Raw genomic sequence first — 19,109 nt, forward strand, 5'->3', positions numbered from 1 at the left:
GGAAGCCTACTAAACCTTCTTCACCAAGCCGGACTTGAGCTGCATGGGTCCCACGCCGTGCACCTTGCAGTCGATGTCGTGGTCGCCCACCCCGTCCAGCAGACGGATACCCCGCACTTTGGTGCCCACCTTCATGACGGAGGAACTGCCCTTGATCTTGAGGTCCTTGATCACGGTGACAGTATCGCCATCGGCCAGGACGTTGCCTACGGCATCCTTGATGACTCTTTCGCCGGATTCTTCTTCTGAATCTTCGGAGGGCTCGGCGGACCATTCATGGGCGCATTCCGGGCAGACCAGCAGCGCACCCATCTCATAGGTGTACTCACTGGAGCATTCAGGGCACGGAGGCAGCGTCTCATTCACGCCCCCAATATTAGTCTGTCCGCCGGACTGCCGGGCGCTTCCGGATCCGCGACCATAAGAGAAGAGCCACCCGGCCGATGCTTGGTCTCAGCGGGGAACGAGCCGCCACAGCGACGTGACCTCGGCCGCGCGGGCCGCGAACAGAGGATCATTGCGGTCGGATGCCTTCGGATGCGTCGGCTTGGTGTCGAGCCGTTCCGTCACCTTCAACCCGGCCGCCTCGATGGCGCCCAGCAGCTCGTCGCGGCTCCGCAGACCAAGGCGCTCGGCCAGATCCGAGAGGACAAGCCACCCCTCGCCGCCCGGCTCCAGATGGTCGGAGAGCTCGTTCAGGAAACGGAACAGCATCCGGCTGCCGGGATCATAGACGGCATTGTCCAAGGAGGAATGCGGAGTGGCCGGAATCCACGGGGGGTTGCACACGATGAGCGGTGCGCGGCCGGACGGGAACATGTCGGTCAGGACAGCCTCCGCACGGTCCTGGACCCCTAAGTTCCGGAAATTCTCGCCGGCGCAGGCAATCGCCCGGGGCTCATTGTCCGTCGCCACCACGCGGTGGACGCCCCGGCGGGCGAGAACGGCAGCGAGCACCCCAGTGCCGGTGCCGATGTCGAACGCCAATGTGTCAGATGCTAGCGGAGCGGCAGCCACGAGATCCACATACTCGCTGCGGGTCGGGAAGAAGGTGCCATAGTGCGGGTGAATGCGGTCCTGCAGGGCATCGACGTAGACACCGTTCCTTCGCCACTCGTGTGCGCCGATTGCCCCCACAAGCTCATGCAGGGACACAATCGAAGATTCCTCGATTGCCCCGTAGGCCTCGGCCGCGGCCTCCTGGATATCCGGTGCGCGCCGCAGCGGCACCCCGGGGCCCGGATCAAGAGGAATCAGCAGAAGTCCGAGCATGCGTGCACGATGCGAGCGGGCCTGGCGGTGCCGGTAGAACTCATCGGCGTCCGTTCTGGAGATTTTCTTGTTTCCAGCACTCACCCGACGATCCATGGCGTTGAGGATCTGCCGCGCATTGTGGAAGTCACCGTGCCAGAGCATGGCAATGCCCTGGGACGCCATCCGGTTCGCCTCATCGGCTGTGAGACGGTCGTCAACCACTTCAACGCGTGTCGGCGCCGGCCTGCCGTTCGCCGAACGCCACCGAGCCGTCCTGCTGTCGCCAGCCTCGGTCCAGGTCACAACGGCGGGCTCATCTACTTCGGCTGTGTGCGAGGGCTCTATGTTGGACGTAGGGATTCCCAGGGGCGCCGGTGCGTCGGTATTGATGAGAGTTCCATTCCTAGGCTCCGAGGGCTTGATTGGCGGCTGACGTTTGCGGTGGAGATTCCGCGAAGTCCCAGGATACGGCCCAAGATTCAGGACCGAGTTCCGGCCGCGAACCGGGCAGGGCCGATAGCCGCCAGTGCCATTCAACCTAATCAGGATACAGGTGAGCGATAGTCGCCATCCGCTCCAGGACCAGCTCACAGCTCACCCAAGCACTCATGGCTGGGGCGAAGCCGATCCGAGGCCATCGAACGCGCACAAGCCCACCACGCGGCCCACAGCGGAACGAAAAAGGGAACCACCAGATCCGGTGGTTCCCTTTTAGTATCCGTTGAGGACTTACTCAATGCATCGACTCTGTCGAACGTTCGAATAAGGCCGATATGGTGGAGCTGAGGGGACTCGAACCCCTGACCCCCTGCATGCCATGCAGGTGCGCTACCAGCTGCGCCACAGCCCCATATGTTCGCTTCCCGGACGTCCCACATGACCCGGAAGCAACTTGTTTATCTTAATGCAGAATCCGGCCCGATGCGAATCGTGGAACACGGGTGCAGGTCCCCCTTTGAAGATGGAACGAGGCATTGTCCCGTGCATTGAGGGTTGTAGGCCCTGCATTGACCAGACAACGTCCGGGCAAAGAAAAATTCCCCGGAATCTCTCGATTCCGGGGAATTATCCGGTGGAGCTGAGGGGACTCGAACCCCTGACCCCCTGCATGCCATGCAGGTGCGCTACCAGCTGCGCCACAGCCCCGAATTTTCGCTGCCCCGGCACCGTCAGCTTGCGCATCCGGGCCCTGATCCTTGTCCGGATCTCTCCGAAGCAACTCAAATATCTTAGAACAGCCATTCCGAAAATTCCAAATCGGGCATATGCCGGCTGTTCCCATATTGACTACTCTGCGTCGGTAGATACCGGAGTCTTCGCGGAGGCGTCGTCACCGAGTTGGAGGTCCACCACCGGGCAGTCCTTCCACAGACGCTCCAGGGCGTAAAAAACGCGGTCTTCCTCGTGCTGGACATGGATCACGACGTTCGAGTAGTCCAGCAGCACCCAGCGGCCGGCTGAGCGTCCCTCGCGGCGGACCGGGCGGAGATCCTGCTTGGCGAGTTCCTCCTCGATCCCGTCAACAATGGCGTTGACCTGACGCTCACTCGGTGCTGAGGCAATAAGGAAGACGTCGGCCAGGGCGAGGCGCTCGCTGACGTCCAGGGCCACAATGTCCTGGGCAATCTTTTCCGCAGCAGCTCTTGCGGCATGGCGGGCTGTTTCGATGGATGAATCGGTTGCAGTCACGGGACTCCTTGTTGTGGTGTAAAAGTAGTGGTGTAAAAGTTCGTTGGAAAGACGTTGTGTTGTGAAAGGCGTTGCAGCTCAGCGCGTCAGGCCGCTGATGATCATGGTGACGCCAGCGATGAGGGCAACAATCCCGACTGCAAGGACGGCCAGCTGGAGCAGTCGGACCCGCTGTGCCCGGCCCAGACCCGCCGTGACAACGTCAAGTGGTTCCAGTCCGTGGGCAGAGTTTGCGGCCACCCGAGGCCGCTCCGCAAAGTTTTCTCCCGTTTCAGTGGCCCACTGCGCGTCCGGGCCAGCTCCCGCCGCGGTACTGCCCTGGGCTGGCTCCGCTCCGGACGCGGCCTTGGCCGCTGCCTCTGCACGGGCAAGAACCCGCGACCGGCCCGTGGATGGCCCGCGAGCCGCCAAACGAGCCGCCGGCGATGAGTGCGGCCCCGCAGCACTCGGCCGCTGCAGCCTGGGCCCGGAATTCGTAAGCACCGGAACATAAGACGTGACCGGCGGCTTCATCACGGGCCGGTCCACGCCGGGCATCTGGACGAACTCCAGGGGTGTGACCATTGCCAGGTTGCTGGCTGCTGAGGGGTCCTGGCGTGGTTTGGGCGACTGGCTGTTCTGCTCAGCCAGCTTCTGCTTTGCGAGGGCCCGCCGGTTGAGAATAGCAGCCCGCTCCGCCAGGGCGATCTGCTCCGCCAAAACATCAGGATCCACAGCCTCGGGATCCTGGGATGCGATGTGCTCCATCGTGGCCAACTGGTTCTTGGCCTGTTCTGCAATGAGGGACCGTGTCACCAGCGCCTGCTCCACCGTCATTCCATGGGGCAGCTGATCTCCGGGTTCCGATTCGCGAGCCCCCCCGGCGGTCGGGACAGCCATCGCGGCGGCCTGTTGACCAGATTTCTTCGGAGCTTCCGGGGCGCCGTAGGGCGCCGCGGACGCGGCCTCAGCTGCCGTTCGAGGAACGGGAACTACGGGATTAGCCGAGGTAACCGCCTGCTCCTGGAGTTGCTGAAGACGAAGCTGCCTGCGCGTGGGCGGGCCACCCGCAGAGAGTTGCTCTTCTTTCTCCGCGAGTTCCTTAATGGTCTGCAGGGCGGCGCGGTCCCGCGCCCGGATCTGCGAGGTGCGCTCCGATGCCGAGGTCGCCGGTACAGAATCAACCGGGCCCGGAGCCACGCGACGGATACGTCCGGTAGTTGCTGGCTGACCGGGCTCTTTCGCCGGGCCAGCCGCTGCTGCAGCCTGTTTCACGGCAGGGGAAACCCGGCCCGGACCTGCGGTCCCGGCGGCCTGGTTCTGTTCCAGGTTCTCATCTCTGGTCTGCCGCAGTTCGCGGCGGCTGCGGACGGGAGGCTGTTCCTGACTCATTAAAAACTCATTCAGCGCTGGCGGGTTCTTTTGCTTCGGTAAGTACCGGGATATCCCCCGGCGTGGGCGGCCCTGCGTAAAGACCGTATTTGGCAATGTATTGCACCACTCCGTCCGGCACGAGGTACCAGACGGGGTTGTTCGCAGCTACACGCGCGCGGCAGTCCGTGGAGGAAATGGCCATGGCCGGAACTTCCAGCAAGCTGACATCTTCCCTGCCCATCCCGTCTAAAACATGACCCGGCCGTGTGACTCCGACAAAATGGGCAAGCGACCACAGTTCGTCAATGTCTTTCCACGACAGGATCTGGGCCAGGGCATCGGCGCCGGTAATGAAGAACAGATCAGCTTCCGGCCGCTGGGTCCGCAGATCACGCAGGGTATCGATGGTGTAGGTGGGCCCGGGACGGTCCACATCAACCCTGCTGACAGTGAATCGGGGATTCGACGCAGTGGCAATCACGGTCATGAGGTACCGGTGCTCAGCCTGGCTGACCTGCTTGGCCGATTTTTGCCACGGCTGGCCAGTCGGAACAAACACCACTTCATCAAGTCCGAATTTGGCGGCCACTTCACTGGCCGCCACAAGGTGGCCATGATGAATCGGGTCAAACGTTCCACCCATCACACCCAACCGGAGCCGGCCCTGTGTGCCGCTCTGGGGAAGGACGGTGGAAATCTCAGTGGCCCTGGGTGTGATCGTGCTTGTTGGGGTGCTGGCGGTGCGGATCCGCGTGTTCCTCGACAGCCGAGTGACGGTTGCCCAGATTGGAATAGGACCACGTGATAAACATCAGAACCAGAAGGATACTGAAAATCACCGCGCCGAAGACCCACGGCTCGGCCCAGATGGGGGCCAGTTCCTCATGTTCGGCTTCGCCTACGGCGGCAATTGACGTGGCGATCTGCTGGAGCAGCATTTTCTCCCCTAGAGCTCAAAGAATAACGACGGCGGACGTTCCCGCCGTTCCGGTCTTCTGTTCTATGTTACCGCGTCCTTAGCCGCGGATCTGGCCCTCACCCTGCACAATCCACTTGGTGGTGGTGAGTTCCGTCAGTCCCATGGGACCCCGCGCATGAAGCTTCTGCGTGGAAATCCCCACTTCCGCGCCCAACCCCAGCTCGCCACCGTCCGTGAACCGCGTGGAAGCATTGACGATCACAGCCGCCGAGTCAATTTCCGCAATGAACCTTTCGGCGTTGGCGAGGTCATTGGTGAGGATGGCCTCGGTATGCCCTGTAGACCAGGCGCGGATATGACTGACGGCATCGTCCAGGCTGTCCACCATGGCCACGGCCAGATCCAGGTCCATGTATTCCGTGCCCCAGTCGTGGTCGGTGGCGTCCACGGTTGGAATGGATTCAGGAAGCAAAGCACGGATCCGCTGATCGGTGTGCAGCCTCACACCTGCGTTGTGCAAAGCCAGGGCAACAGCCGGCAGCACGGTGGAACGCGAGTGCACCAGGAGTGTCTCCACAGCGTTGCAGACACTGGGCCGCTGAGTCTTGGCGTTCAGCAGGATATCCACGGCCATGTCCTCGCTGGCCGATTCATCAATGAAGATGTGGACATTTCCCTCACCGGTCTCTATGACGGGGACAGAGGAGTTGTTGACCACGGTTTGGATCAGCTCCCGGCCACCGCGGGGAATCAGGACATCCACCCGGCCGCGTGCCCGCATCAGCACATTGGCACCTTCGCGGCCGAACTGGTCCACGGTCTGGACGGCGTCGGCTGGCAGTCCAACCGATTCGAGAGCGCCGCGCAACACATACACCAGGGCCTCGTTGGTGGCAGCAGCAGCGGTTCCCCCGCGGAGAATCACGGCGTTACCGCTTTTCAGGGCAAGCCCGGCAATATCCACCGTGACATTGGGGCGGGCCTCATAGATGGCGGCAACCACCCCCAGGGGCACGTTGATCTGGCGCAGTCGCAGGCCGTTGGGGAGCGTCTGTCCGCGGACCACATTTCCCACTGGATCGGGCAAGTTCGCGAGGCTCTCGAGGGCGCCGGCCAGCGCCTCGATCCGGCTGGCGTTCAGGGTGAGCCGGTCAAGCAGCGCAGCCGTGGTCCCGTTGGCGCGGCCGGCTTCCACATCCTTGGCGTTGGCGGCCAGAATCAGGCTCTTGTGGTCCAGCAGGGCGGCACCGACCGCGCGCAACCCCCGGTCCTTCCACCCGCGGTTGGCGCGTGCCATTCTGCGGGCAGCGTGCCGCGAGCGGTCCGCGATCGCATGGACGGCGGCCTCGATGTCGGCGGCTGTTGCCTGGGAGGGAAGGCCAGACGGCACAATGCCCGCCTCTGGAGCCGAGGGCGCCGCAACGGCGTCGTCAGAAATCACAGCGGTTTGGGGAATCAGTGCCTCAGTCATGCTTCAAGTTTAGGCGGGCCAGGCGCCTATACCAGCACCAGATCGTCAACATGAACAACTTCACGGTCATATCCGCGGCCCAGCGCCTTGCCCAGTTCCTTCGTCGACCGGCCCAGCATCTGCGGCAATTCCGCGGCGGAATAGTTGACCAGGCCCCGTGCAATGACGGTGCCCTCGGCACTGACCATTTCCACGGCGTCGCCGGCTTCGAAATCACCCTCAACAGCTGAAATTCCCGCGGGGAGCAGCGAGGTGTGGCGGTCACGCACAGCCTTGACTGCGCCGTCGTCGAGCACCAATCTCCCGCGAACGGAAGCGAGGTGCGCCAGCCACAGCAGCCTCACGGGCTTCCGGGCACCGTTCACCGCAAACCAGGTGCCAACGTCTTCGCCGGCCAGCGCCGCAGCAGCATTCGGTGTTGATGTGACGAGAGCATGGATCCCCGAACCGGCCGCAATGGTGGCCGCCTCCACCTTGGTGAGCATTCCGCCCGTTCCAATGCCTGCTCTGCCGGCCTTGCCGACAGACACTCCATGGAGATCCTGCGGGCCCGCCACCAGCGGAATCCGCTTGGCACCGTGCGACGGCGGGCCGTCGTAGAGGGAATCGACGTCGGAGAGCAGTACCAGCACGTCAGCGCGGACGAGGTGCGCCACCAGTGCTGCCAGGCGGTCGTTGTCGCCGAAGCGTATCTCGTGGGTGGCGACGGTGTCGTTTTCGTTGACCACCGGCACGACGCCGAGGCTGAGTAGCCGGTTGAGGGCACGGAAAGCGTTGGTGTGCTGGCTGCGCCGCATGAGGTCATCGGCAGTCAGCAGCACCTGGCTGACCGTCACGCCGTGGGCACCGAAGGCCTGGGTGTAGCGCGCCATCAGCAGGCCCTGCCCCACGCTGGCCGCAGCCTGCTGGGTGGCCAGATCCCGCGGACGTTTGGCCAGGCCCAGGGGCGCCAGGCCGGCTGCGATTGCGCCGGAGGAGACCAGAATGATTTCCGTGCCGGCATTGCGCTTGGCGGCCAATGCGTCAGCCAGCGCGGTGAGCGACTCTTCGGAAATGCCGCCCTTGATGCTGGTCAGGGAGGACGAGCCCACCTTCACCACAATTCGGCGGGCGCCGGAGAGCACACTTCTGTCCGCGGCTCTGTCTGCGGCGCCGGGAACCGGTGTAGCCGTGACGGAGTTACTCGTCATCTTCTACGTCCAGTCCACTCTCCTTGACAGGTGTTGCGGCCCGGCGTCCGCTGACGGATTCGGTCCAGATGCCGGCCTTGCGCTCGGCCTCAAGCTCGGCACGTGCGGCAGCCTTGGCTTCGCGGCGTTCCACCTGCTCATCGCGCTTCTGCCCGCGGGTGGGACGGTCACCGATGTCGGCAAACCGCACGTCCGTGCCGCGCGGCGCGGCCAGCAGTTCGGCGCCGGCCATCATGGTGGGCTCCCAGTCGAAGACGACGCCGTCGTCCTCACCGATCACCACGGTGTCGCCCGGTGTGGCACCCTGCTTGAACAGTTCGTTCTCGATGCCCAGCTTGGCAAGACGGTCGGCAAGGTAGCCGATGGCTTCCTCGTTGGTGAAGTCGGTCTGCTTGACCCAGCGGACCGGCTTGTCGCCCAGAACACGGAACAGCGGCTCGAGGTTCTTTTCTTCCCGGCGGATCTTGAATCCTGACTCGTTGACTGCGCGGGGGCGCAGCACCGGCGGGTGCACCTTGGGCGGTGCCGCAGCGAGGGTGTCACGGGCAGCCTGGACGATTTCGGCCATGGCGAAGCCCAGCTGGCGCAGCCCTTCGTGGCTCGTGGCGGAGATTTCAAAGACACGGTATCCGCGTGATTCCAGCTCGGGGCGCACGAATTCGGCCATGTCTTTGCCGTCCGGGAGGTCCACCTTGTTCAGGGCGATGAGCCGGGGACGGTGGTTCAGCGGGACAACTTCACCATCGGATCCCGCGTAGCTCATGTCCACGGAGTACTTCTCAAGCTCCGCTTCGATGATGGCAAGGTCGGAAAGGGGGTCGCGGTCCGATTCCAGGGTGCCGCAGTCAAGGACGTGGACCAGCGCGGCGCAGCGCTCAACGTGGCGCAGGAAGTTGTGTCCCAGACCCTTGCCCTCGCTGGCGCCTTCGATGAGTCCGGGGACATCGGCGATGGTGAAGCGTGTGTCACCGGCCTGGACAACGCCCAGGTTGGGAATAAGGGTGGTGAAGGGGTAATCGGCAATTTTGGGCCGTGCGGCCGACATGGCAGCGATGAGGCTGGACTTGCCTGCTGACGGGAAGCCGACCAGGGCAATATCTGCAATTGACTTCAGTTCCAGGACGATGTCGCTGCCGTCACCTTCAATGCCGAGGAGTGCAAATCCCGGTGCACGGCGCTTCTGCGAGGAGAGGGATGCATTGCCCAGGCCGCCCAGCCCGCCGGCGGCCGCGATGTATTCGGCGCCTTCGCTGACGAGGTCTGCGAGGACCCTGCCGTCCTTGGACTTCACCACTGTTCCTACCGGTACGGGCAGGATGAGGGTTTCCCCGGCCTTGCCGCCGCGCCAGTCGCCCATGCCTGGTCCGCCGTTCGTCGCGTGACGGTGCGGTGCGTGGTGGTAATCGAGAAGAGTGGTGGTCTGGGGATCCACCCGCAGGATGACGTCGCCGCCGTCGCCGCCGTTGCCGCCGTCGGGACCGCCCAGCGGCTTAAACTTTTCACGGTGGACAGAGACACAGCCGTGACCGCCGGTACCGCCGGATACGTGCAGTACTACCCGGTCTACAAAGCTCGCCACGTGGATCTCCTCTGTGCTGTAACTGGGCTGCCCTCTGCCTGTTCGGCTGCGGGATGCTCCAGTTGATTGTAATGCGGTTAAAAGAACAGTGGAGCGGGCCAAATGGCCCGCTCCACCGCTTTAGATCTTGGTGTTACTCTGCGGCTGCAGCAGCAACGATGTTGACCACACGGCGACCACGGCGGGTGCCGAACTGGACCGAACCTGCGGCAAGTGCGAACAGGGTGTCGTCGCCGCCACGGCCAACGCCGTCGCCCGGGTGAAAGTGGGTGCCACGCTGGCGGACGATGATCTCGCCTGCAGAGACCACCTGGCCGCCGAAGCGCTTCACGCCCAGGTACTGGGCGTTGGAGTCACGACCGTTGCGAGTGGAACTCGCGCCTTTTTTATGTGCCATTTGAAATGCCTGCCTTTAAAATTCTGGGGAATCTGCTGAAAACCTGAACAGTAACGTGTAGTTACTTGATACCGGTGATCTTGACCTTGGTCAGTTCCTGACGGTGACCCTGGCGCTTCTTGTAACCGGTCTTGTTCTTGAACTTCTGGATGACGATCTTCGGACCACGAAGGTCCTGAAGGATCTCAGCCGTAACCGTTACCTTGGCCAGGTCCGCAGCGGCGGAGATGACTTTGTCACCGTCTACCAGGAGCAGGGCGGGCAGCTCAAAGGTGCTGCCGGCTCCACCGGGGACGCGGTTCAGGGTAACGAAGTCTCCAACGGAAACCTTCTCTTGGCGGCCGCCTGCGCGGACAATCGCGTACACCACTTGGGAACTCACTTCTCTCGACGTTTATTACTAGATTTGCGTGCGGAACCCGGGGCCAATTGTTTGGCCCGGTTCACGCTGTGCCTCAACGCCGTGGATTCCCAGGGGGGACCCGTGAGCTATCCCATGAACAATTTCAAAGAGGTATAACCCAAGTGTTGGCGTAAGCACCGAAGATCCAGAATACGCTAATTTTGCCTTCGGCCGCAAATGAGGCTGGTTCCGGCGGGTTGTTCGTGACAAGCACCACATAGTGTCGCTGCACCAACATCCGGAACCGTGCCTGCCTATCCTACCGGCTTTCCGCCCGTCCTCCGCTCAAGCGTGATGGCGTGGCGCGTCGAAGAATTCCAGCTCGAAGCGGCAGGACTGCCGGAACGCCGCTGTCATTGCTTCCCGGTCACCGTCCGAGGCCGCGCGTCCGGCGGCATCAGCGATGTCTATTGCGTTCCGGGTGGCTGCCGCAAAATCCTCATCCGCGTAGGTGCGCAGCCACTGGGCATACGGGTGGCCGGCAGGTGCGCCCGCCGCAAGGAACTCCGCATGCAGCGTTTCGCCAACCTCCGCGTATAGCCAGAAGCACGGGAGCACGGCCGCTACCAAAACCCCGTAACTGCCCACCGATGACGCTTCCAGCAAGTGGTCCACATAGGACTTGGTCACCGGTCCCTGGGCAGAAGTCACAGTGCGCGTGCTGAGCCAGTTCCGGTGAAGCTCGGATTCGACCTCCAGGCAATTCTGCGCGGAACGCGCCCAAAACAGCTGCTCCGCTTCCGTGGGCGCAAGGGCACTGGCCCTGGCAAGGACCCGCGAGTATCCGTCGAGGTACATGGCATCCTGGCCGAGGTAGTAGCCAAAGTGCTTTTCAGACAAGGTCCCGTCGGCCAACTGCCGGATGAATTCAAGCCGGTAGATGGCGTTCAGATCTGCAGCGGCTTCGGCGCGCAACATGGCAGCGAACCCGCCCTTATCAAGGGAGGGCTGCGCGGCAGCGCCGGGCCGCGTTTCAGTGTGAAAATGATGGATCGGCCCGTTGCCGGAACCCACGTCCAGTTGCCCGGACGTACGCAGCGCCGCCTGCAGCCACGGCTTGACCAGCCGAAGTGACGTTTCCCAGTCCCCCACCCTGGCCTGCACAGTGGCCATGGCTGACGACAGCGAACATCCGGTTCCGTGGCTGTTCCGGGTGGGGACCCGCTCACCGGGAACCACCACGACATCGTGCTGCAGCAGACCTCCGGTGTTGACCAGCGCGTCCGGGCAGTCACCGCCGTCGAGGTGGCCGCCTTTCACCAGAACTGTAGTGCCCGTGTCAGCGGCCAGACGTTTGCCCTGTTCCAGCGCCTCCGGCCAGCTGCCTGCCTGCGATTCACCGAGCAGCATGGCCAGTTCAACCAGGTTGGGTGTGATCAGGTCCGCCAACGGCAGAAGGGCACGCAACGATTCCTCGGCGGACTCCTGCAGAAGCCGGTCGCCACTGGTGGCCACCATGACAGGGTCAAGTACCACGACGCCGGGGCGGACTTTTTCCAGCCAGCTGCGGACCGCTTCAATGGCCAGGGCGTCGCCGAGCATGCCGATCTTGACTGCGTCCACGGTGATGTCGTCGCTGATGGCGTTGAGCTGCTGGGTAAGAAATTCGGCCGGGGGGACGTGAACGGCGCGGACACCCTGGGTGTTCTGCGCCGTGAGGGCCGTGATGGCTGCCATGCCGTAGCCGCCGTTGGCTGCGATGCTCTTGAGGTCCGCCTGGATGCCTGCTCCGCCGGAGGGGTCGGACCCCGCGATGGTGAGGACCCTCGGGATCGAGCGGAGCACGGTGGTGGACAAAACGGTGGTGGACAAAACTGTGGGAAGCACTGATGCAGAAGTCAAAGGAGACATCCCTTCGCCGGTACTAACCGGACAGGTTCAACGGGTGTGGATCTCAGCCGGCCCTTTGCCCGGCACCCCGTGTCAGTCATCCAGACTAACCCTTTCAGCTGCCGGGCGGCCATCTGGATGATTGCGACTCTCCGTTGTCCCGGCAGGTCCCTCCGCCCTCCCCGGGCCTAACGCGTGATGCCAGGGCGGGCGCTGCGCTTGCAGCACCCGCCCTGGCATCATCCTCATCCGGCCAGTGAGCCGGATCGCGGCCTAGTCAGAGCTCAGAAGCCGGCACCCCTACACCCAGGATGATGGGCTCGTTCGCCGCAACCTTTTTGGCTGGAGCAGTTTCCCTGGCAACCGCGGCCGGTGCCTTGGACTCGTGCGAGTGAGCTGCGGCCGGTGCCTGTGCCTCTGCGGTCTCATGCTGCTCCACGGTGGTCTCGTTGGCTGCACCCTGGGCACGGCTGGCGCTCCGGTTGCGGCGGGGCCGGCGGGCACCGGACTGGACCGCTGTGTGATCCTCGTAGCGGTCCGCGTCCCGGTGGCCGGCCGCCGCAGGACGTCCCGCGGCAGCTGCAGGACGTTCCACAGCAGGACGTCCCGCGGCAGTGGCAGGCTCGCCCAGGTGTGCAAATGCTTCGGCCAGGCGATCCAGTGTGAGTGCCGCTGCCGCCTGTGGGTGGTCCTCCGCATGCTCGACGAACGGAAGCACTACCTGCTCACCACCAAACGTCAGGACAGCTGCAGGGCGCCCGCTGTTGTCGGACCCGGCTGGCAGTGCAGCAGCAGCCGGACGCTCAACCGCTGCAATGCCAGCCGCGGCCGCGGCTGCGTGCGCATCGTCGTCGTGCAGATGGGCAGCGTGGGCAGCAGCGGCGATGTTCGCCAGTGCAGCCCGGGTGGCTTCCGCCTTTACATGGCGTTCAGCGTCCGTGGGTTCCGGGTGCGTGGGGTACACCGTGTGAACCTGGACCGTGGCTGCTGGGGCGCCTTCCGGTACCTGCCCGCCCTTGCCGCGACGGCGCTTCCGCTCCGTCCGGGGAGCCGGCTGGGTTTCGGTCCGCTGCACGTGGTGCTCTGCAGCTACAGTGTTGACCCGGCGGTGCTCCACGGGTTCGTCATGGGTGACGATTCCCCGGCCGGCGCAGGCCTCGCACTGCTCGCCGAATACCTCCAGGAGCCCGGTGCCCATCCGCTTGCGGGTCATCTGGACGAGTCCCAGCGAGGTGACCTCAGCCACTTGGTGCTTTGTCCGGTCCCTGCCCAGGCACTCCACCATGCGGCGCAGAACCAGGTCGCGGTTGGATTCCAGCACCATGTCGATGAAGTCGATGACGATGATGCCGCCGATGTCCCGCAGCCTCAGCTGGCGGACGACTTCTTCGGCAGCTTCAAGGTTGTTCTTGGTGACGGTTTCCTCGAGGTTGCCGCCGCTGCCGGTGAACTTACCGGTGTTGACGTCCACTACGGTCATGGCCTCAGTGCGGTCGATCACGAGCGAGCCACCGGAGGGCAGGAATACCTTGCGGTCCAGGGCCTTGTGGATCTGCTCGTCGATGCGCCACGCCGCGAAGATGTCCGACTCCTTGGTCCACTTTTCGAGCCGGCCCACCAGGTCCGGCGCCACGTAGGTGACGTAGGCCTCGATGGTGTCCCAGGCTTCCTCCCCGGAGACGATCAGCTTAGAGAAGTCCTCGTTGAATACGTCACGGACCACCTTGATGGTGAGATCCGGTTCGCCGTAAAGGAGCTCCGGGGAAAGGATCTTGGTGGAGGTGGACTGGCTTTCAATGCCCTCCCACTGGGCGCGCAGACGGTTGATGTCATGCGTCAACTCTTCCTCAGAGGCACCCTCGGCTGCGGTGCGGACAATCACGCCGGCATGTTCCGGGAGACGGTCCTTAAGGATCCGCTTGAGTCGGTTACGTTCGACGTCGGGCAGCTTGCGTGAGATTCCGGTCATGGAACCTCCGGGAACGTACACCAGATAGCGGCCGGGCAGCGAAATCTGGCTGGTCAGGCGCGCGCCCTTATGGCCGACCGGATCCTTGGTGACCTGCACCAGCACGGTGTCGCCGGACTTCAGTGCGTTCTCGATCCTGCGCTGCTTGCCTTCCAGGGTGGCCGCGTCCCAGTTGACCTCACCGGCATAAAGCACGGCGTTGCGGCCGCGTCCGATGTCCACAAAGGCGGCTTCCATGGACGGCAGCACGTTCTGGACCTTGCCCAGATAGACGTTGCCGATCAGGGAATCCTGCTGTGTCTTGGAGACGAAGTGCTCGGCCAGAACGCCGTCTTCCAGAACGCCGATCTGAATTCTGTCATCGCGTTGGCGGACGATCATCTGACGGTCCACGGACTCGCGGCGGGCCAGGAACTCGGCCTCCGTGATGACGGTGCGGCGGCGGCCGGTGTCGCGCGATTCGCGGCGGCGCTGCTTCTTTGCCTCCAGGCGTGTGGAGCCCTTGACGCTCGTGACGCGGTTGTTGAGGGCCGGTTCGCTGACCGGCCTCGGCGCGCGAACACGGGTTACCGTATTGGGCGGATCATTGTCCCCGCCACCGGTCAGCTCCAGGTCTTGGTCGCCACGGCGCCGGCGGCGACGACGACGCGAGGTTACGCCGTCCTCTGCCTGCGCGGCCGACTCTTCATCGGCGTCATCCGCTGTGCCGTCTTCGGTACCTTCGGCGTCGCCGTCCACCTCACGGTCTGACGTTCGGCTGCGGCCACGGCGGCCACGGCTGCGGCGGCCCCGCCGCCCGCTGGCGTCGTCGTCGCCGTCTTCGTCCTCGTCGGGGTCCTCGGTGTCCGCGACCACAACGGGAACGGCAGCGACTGGGCGCACCACGGTGCTGAGATCCGGTGCCTGAAACAGGACGGACGCGGCAGTGGCCGGCTCCATGAACAGTGATCCGAACGGGCTCAGGGGCTGGTCCGCAGGTACTTCCTGGGCTTCCGGTACGGCTTCGGCTTCGGGTGCTCCAGCTTCGGCAGGCGCGCCCACAGCGACAGGCCCGGCAGGCGCTTCGACTGGAGCTTCGGCCTCAACCTTTGGTTTCACAGCCCGACGGCGGCGCACGGTCTTGGTGGCTGCCTCAGCTTCGGGAGCGGCTGCTCCGGAAGCGGGCCCTTCTGTTTCGGTGGGCTCCGCCGAGTCGGCAACGGGCCCGGTTGCTGCGGCATCAGTGACAAGCGCATCAGGTGCATCGGCGGCTGGCGCCTCGTCGGCGAAAACCGGCAAAGGCTCCGGGATGTCTGTTTTCTTGTGCGAACGGCTGCGGCGCACCGGTGCCTTGGCCTCTGCGGCCTGCTCGACCTGATCAGCCGCAGTTGCCGTCATGGCGTCCCCTGCCGGAGGGGTCTCGGTGACGCTGGAAACAGCGGCCGGAGCCTCGCCGGCTTTGGCCTTCGGCACAACCTTCCGGCGTGTCCGCGTGGCCTTCTTGGGCGTTTCCGCTTCCGGCGCTTCTTCGCTTACGGCTACTACTTGGTCATTTTCCATATGTGGCAACACTCCTGCCCCCGCCGCACCGCCACATCCAGCACCCGATGGGGCACATATTGTCAAAACCCGCAGGCGTTAACAGAAGTCAAGTGGATACTCTCAGGTTCGCACCGTCAGTGGGGTGCGGCAGCCCGTGAGAGCCGGCAACTGTGTCCTGAAACCCGTTGATCTACATGACACAACCAGGTGCCGTCCAATGGCATTGCGGGTTCCGGGGATCAGAGGATCCGGGCGAGCCCTGCTCATCATTGGCGGTCTTGGGAACAAGCCACCGGACCGGAGCACGAATGTGGATCGACCTCCAGCCACTTTCATTCTCTCACACCATGCCCCGCCCGGCGCCGAGGCACGGCACCGAAGCAGGCAGGGAAAAGTGCGGCGCGGTGGCAGGCCAGACCCTCCCAGCCACCGGCGCTACAATCGGGGCGAGGAGTACCGAGACGAAGGACGCCAGAAAACATGCCCAGCATCTCCCCCGCCCCCGGCAACGGAACCGCCAAGACTGGCGCGGCAAGGCCCGCATCCCCGACGGCGACAGCAGAACCCGCTGTGCCGTCAACGGCCCGCAACCGGCAGTTCGGCTGGCTTCTGGTGATCACCGGCATTGTGGGATGGCTGTCCTCCGGCGCCTTGGTACTGGAGAAGCTCGAAGTACTCAAGAATCCGGGCCACACCACCATCTGCGACATCAATCCGTGGATTTCCTGCGGTGACGTGATGAAGACGTGGCAGAGTTCCCTCTTCGGTTTTCCCAACATGTTCATCGGCATCGTTGCTTTTGCGGTGATCATCAGCACCGGTATGGGCCTGCTCGCGGAAGCCAGGTTTGCCCGCTGGTACTGGCTGGGTCTTCAGGCCGGCGTAACGCTCGGCTTCATTTTTGTGGCGTGGCTGTGGTCCCAGGCCCTCTACGCTATCCACATCCTGTGCCCGTTCTGCATGATCGTGTGGGCCGCCATGATCCCTCTGTTTGTCTGGACCACAGTCCGCAACATCACGCAGGGTGTCATCCGTGTGCCGCCCGGTGCTGCCAAGATTCTCGGTGATTCAGGCTGGATCGTCACGGCGCTGCTCTATGTAGGGGTAATCGCCACGATTTTCTTCGCGTTCATCCAGGTGTTCATCGGGACTTCCGGCTACTGAGGCGGTAAACAATGCCGAGGTGAGACGTGGGGCCCATGTTTTCCTCAAACATGGGCCCCACGTCTCACCTCGGCGGTTCAGCCCGGGGTCAGAACCAGATGCTTATCTCACGCTCGGCGGACTCCACCGAGTCGGAACCATGGACGAGATTTTGCTGGACCGCAAGGCCCCAGTCGCGGCCGAAGTCACCGCGGATGGTCCCCGGGGTGGCTGTGGTGGGGTCAGTAGTTCCCGCGACTGAGCGGAAACCCTCAATAACGCGGTGGCCCTCGAAGATCGCCGCAACAACCGGGCCGCTGAGCATAAACTCCACCAGCGGCTCGTAGAACGGCTTGCCCGCGTGCTCTTCATAATGCTGTTCCAGCAGCTCACGGCTCGCGTTGACCTTCTTGAGTTCGGTCAGGGTATAGCCCTTGGCCTCAATCCGGCTGAGGATGGTGCCGCTCAGGTTACGGGTCACGCCGTCGGGTTTTATCAAGACTAGGGTGCGCTCAATGCTCATGGCTGCTCCAGGGTGTTGTTGGGGGTTTGGGACCAAGTCTACGGGGTCTGGGTTCCAGGTTCAGGATTGCTGTCCTGATGGGCAGCATCCCACTGAACCTGTTCCCGCTCGCGCTGGGCCGCCTCGGAATCGATCCGGATGCCGGTGCGGATTCCGTACCACCAGGCCAGACCGAACAGAGCTCCCACCAGGAACATCATGGGTTCCACCAGCCCGGTAAGGATGAGGACCAGTTGCAGAATCCACCCCAGAGCCACACCCCACGGTTTGGAGAGGACGGCACAAGCAAGGATCATCAGCGCGCTCAGACCGATGCCAACGGACAAGATAAGCACCGGGGGAAACTCGTCCCGCCGCAGCCCGAACACGGCCAATGTTGCGAAGAACGCCACAAACGACTCCAGCAGGAGCACCGTGGAGGCAAACATCACCTTCGTGGAACGGCGTTTCTTGGGCATGCCCGGCCGCCATTCCCGCTGGGCCTTAGTCAGCTTGGCCATGGCCTAGGCCTCCGTTTTCCCGAGCAGGATCCGCGCTTCCGCCACCAACGTGATGGAACCGGTCACCAGCACACCACCGGCCAGGTCATCGTTGGCTTCGGCACGCTCAACAGCCCATTCCAGCGCGTCGTCCAGCTTCTCGGCAATGTGGATGTTGTCCTCGCCGAAGCCCATTTCCACGGCCAGCTCGGCGAGTTCGGCTGCAGGAACTGCCCGGGGCGAGTTGGACTGGGTAAAGCAGTACTCCTCGGCAAGATCGCCCAGGGATTCCTTGAGCTGGCGGAGGATCTGTTCGGCGTCCTTCTCCTTCAGCACGCCCACCACAACCACCACTTTGCTGAAGCTGAACGCTTCGTGGATGGCCTCCGCAGACACCCGGATGCCGTCCGGGTTGTGGGCAGCGTCCACGATGATGGTGGGCGCCGTGCGGACCACTTCCAGCCGGCCGGGTGAGGTCACGCCGGCAAAGGCTTCCTGCAGGATGTCGGCGTCGAGCTCCTTTTCTCCGCCACCGAAGAACGCCTCCAGTGCGGCAACGGCCACTGCCGCGTTTTCCGCCTGATGCTTGCCATGCAGCGGCAGAAGCAGTTCCGGATAACGCCCGGCGATGCCCTGGACAGTGATCACCTGGCCGCCAACAGCCACTGTCCGGGATTCCACACCGAATTCCACCCCTTCGAAGCGGAACGGCACCTGGACCTCCTTAGCCTTCTCCAGCAGCACCTGCGCGGCATCAACCGGCTGCGCGGCGCTGATAAGGAAGCCGCCAGGTTTGATGATGCCGGCCTTTTCGTAGGCGATGTCCTCGGTGGTGTCTCCCAGCAGATCCGTGTGATCCAGGGAAATAGGCGTCACCACGGATACCTGGCCATCGCCCACATTGGTGGCGTCGGTGATGCCGCCCAGTCCCACCTCGATCACGGCCACGTTCACCGGCTGGTCCGCGAAGATCGCGAACCCCAGAATGGTCAGGCACTCGAAGTACGTCAGCCGGGGCTGGTTTTCGGCCAGCAGCTCGTTGTCCACGATTTCCAAGTAGGGGCGGATCTCGTCCCAGATGCGCACAAATGTCTCATCGGAAACCGGTGATCCGTCGATGCTGATCCGCTCTGTGACCTTGGACAGGTGCGGGCTGGTGTACCGCCCCGTGCTCAGGCCGTGGGCACGTAGCCCTGCTTCGATCATCCGTGCAGTGGATGTCTTACCATTGGTCCCGGTGATGTGGATGATCGGATAGGCCTTGTTCGGCTCGCCCAGCACATCCATCGCCCGGAACAGCGGCGCCAGCCGCGGCTCCATCTTGTTTTCGGGCGCACGCCCCAGCAATTCGGCGTAAACGCTCTCCACGGAGAATTCGTCTGTCATGTC

General features: G+C 63.6%; 17 protein-coding genes, 2 tRNA genes and 1 riboswitch. Of the genes, 1 reads left to right on the forward strand and 18 read right to left on the reverse strand.

All coding sequences use genetic code 11. The features are described 5' to 3' along the window. Positions 1-9: 9 nt before the first annotated feature. From ACQCST_RS12055 to ACQCST_RS12125, 15 genes are all read right to left on the reverse strand, one after another. The gene (locus ACQCST_RS12055) at positions 10-366 is read right to left on the reverse strand and encodes a zinc ribbon domain-containing protein YjdM (protein WP_426996011.1); all 357 of its coding nucleotides are present in this window, start codon (positions 364-366) and stop codon (positions 10-12) included. Between the two features lie 87 nt (positions 367-453). Then, a complete protein-coding gene (locus ACQCST_RS12060; protein ID WP_426996012.1) occupies positions 454-1,476 on the reverse strand; it encodes a methyltransferase in 1,023 nt (340 codons plus the stop codon). Between the two features lie 552 nt (positions 1,477-2,028). Continuing rightward, positions 2,029-2,104: transfer RNA gene (locus ACQCST_RS12065), tRNA-Ala, on the reverse strand. 223 nt (positions 2,105-2,327) lie between these two features. Then, positions 2,328-2,400 (reverse strand) — tRNA-Ala (locus ACQCST_RS12070). 141 nt (positions 2,401-2,541) lie between these two features. Continuing rightward, a complete protein-coding gene (rsfS, locus tag ACQCST_RS12075; protein WP_426996013.1) occupies positions 2,542-2,943 on the reverse strand; it encodes a ribosome silencing factor in 402 nt (133 codons plus the stop codon). 78 nt (positions 2,944-3,021) lie between these two features. Beyond that, a complete protein-coding gene (locus ACQCST_RS12080) occupies positions 3,022-4,314 on the reverse strand; it encodes a hypothetical protein (protein WP_426996014.1) in 1,293 nt (430 codons plus the stop codon). 7 nt (positions 4,315-4,321) lie between these two features. Continuing rightward, the gene (gene nadD, locus ACQCST_RS12085; RefSeq protein ID WP_426999167.1) at positions 4,322-4,993 is read right to left on the reverse strand and encodes a nicotinate-nucleotide adenylyltransferase; all 672 of its coding nucleotides are present in this window, start codon (positions 4,991-4,993) and stop codon (positions 4,322-4,324) included. Between the two features lies 1 nt (position 4,994). Next, positions 4,995-5,234 carry a hypothetical protein gene (locus tag ACQCST_RS12090; RefSeq protein ID WP_426996015.1) on the reverse strand — a complete coding sequence of 80 codons (240 nt, stop codon included), beginning with the start codon at positions 5,232-5,234 and terminating at the stop codon, positions 4,995-4,997. 78 nt (positions 5,235-5,312) lie between these two features. After that, positions 5,313-6,686, reverse strand: a complete 1,374-nt coding sequence (locus tag ACQCST_RS12095; RefSeq protein ID WP_426996016.1) for a glutamate-5-semialdehyde dehydrogenase — start codon at positions 6,684-6,686, stop codon at positions 5,313-5,315. Positions 6,687-6,712: 26 nt separating this feature from the next. Next, complete coding sequence (gene proB, locus ACQCST_RS12100) at positions 6,713-7,876, reverse strand: glutamate 5-kinase (protein ID WP_426996017.1); 1,164 nt, start codon at positions 7,874-7,876, stop codon at positions 6,713-6,715. Then, complete coding sequence (obgE, locus tag ACQCST_RS12105) at positions 7,866-9,455, reverse strand: GTPase ObgE (protein ID WP_426996018.1); 1,590 nt, start codon at positions 9,453-9,455, stop codon at positions 7,866-7,868. The genes proB and obgE overlap by 11 nt, the downstream gene beginning before the upstream one ends. Before the next feature lie 133 nt (positions 9,456-9,588). Then, on the reverse strand, positions 9,589-9,852 hold the full coding sequence (gene rpmA / locus ACQCST_RS12110; RefSeq protein ID WP_426996019.1) for a 50S ribosomal protein L27: 264 nt from the start codon (positions 9,850-9,852) through the stop codon (positions 9,589-9,591). Positions 9,853-9,913: 61 nt separating this feature from the next. Beyond that, positions 9,914-10,222 carry a 50S ribosomal protein L21 gene (gene rplU, locus ACQCST_RS12115; protein WP_426999168.1) on the reverse strand — a complete coding sequence of 103 codons (309 nt, stop codon included), beginning with the start codon at positions 10,220-10,222 and terminating at the stop codon, positions 9,914-9,916. A 318-nt stretch (positions 10,223-10,540) separates the two neighbouring features. Next, positions 10,541-12,106: a bifunctional hydroxymethylpyrimidine kinase/phosphomethylpyrimidine kinase gene (locus tag ACQCST_RS12120; protein ID WP_426996020.1), complete on the reverse strand. Its 1,566-nt coding sequence runs from the start codon at positions 12,104-12,106 to the stop codon at positions 10,541-10,543. Further along, positions 12,089-12,186: riboswitch (TPP riboswitch) on the reverse strand. It overlaps the preceding gene by 18 nt. A 176-nt stretch (positions 12,187-12,362) precedes the next feature. Continuing rightward, on the reverse strand, positions 12,363-15,593 hold the full coding sequence (locus ACQCST_RS12125) for an Rne/Rng family ribonuclease (protein WP_426996021.1): 3,231 nt from the start codon (positions 15,591-15,593) through the stop codon (positions 12,363-12,365). 462 nt (positions 15,594-16,055) lie between these two features. Here ACQCST_RS12125 and ACQCST_RS12130 point away from each other — a divergent pair, with 462 nt between their 5' ends. Further along, on the forward strand, positions 16,056-16,739 hold the full coding sequence (locus ACQCST_RS12130) for a vitamin K epoxide reductase family protein (protein WP_426996022.1): 684 nt from the start codon (positions 16,056-16,058) through the stop codon (positions 16,737-16,739). An 88-nt stretch (positions 16,740-16,827) separates the two neighbouring features. Here the strand turns inward: ACQCST_RS12130 and ndk are convergent, their stop codons facing one another. Genes ndk through ACQCST_RS12145 form a run of 3 tightly spaced genes read right to left on the reverse strand, consistent with a single transcriptional unit; the run spans position 16,828 to position 19,106 of the window. Beyond that, positions 16,828-17,241, reverse strand: a complete 414-nt coding sequence (ndk, locus tag ACQCST_RS12135) for a nucleoside-diphosphate kinase (protein ID WP_426996023.1) — start codon at positions 17,239-17,241, stop codon at positions 16,828-16,830. Positions 17,242-17,279: 38 nt separating this feature from the next. After that, a complete protein-coding gene (locus tag ACQCST_RS12140) occupies positions 17,280-17,741 on the reverse strand; it encodes a DUF4233 domain-containing protein (protein ID WP_426996024.1) in 462 nt (153 codons plus the stop codon). Positions 17,742-17,744: 3 nt separating this feature from the next. Then, positions 17,745-19,106 (reverse strand): bifunctional folylpolyglutamate synthase/dihydrofolate synthase, encoded by a 1,362-nt coding sequence (locus ACQCST_RS12145; protein ID WP_426996025.1) that lies wholly within the window; start codon positions 19,104-19,106, stop codon positions 17,745-17,747. Between the last annotated feature and the right edge of the window lie 3 nt (positions 19,107-19,109).

It is taken from the genome of Pseudarthrobacter sp. N5 (genome assembly GCF_050157035.1).
Classification (GTDB): Bacteria; Actinomycetota; Actinomycetes; order Actinomycetales; family Micrococcaceae; genus Arthrobacter.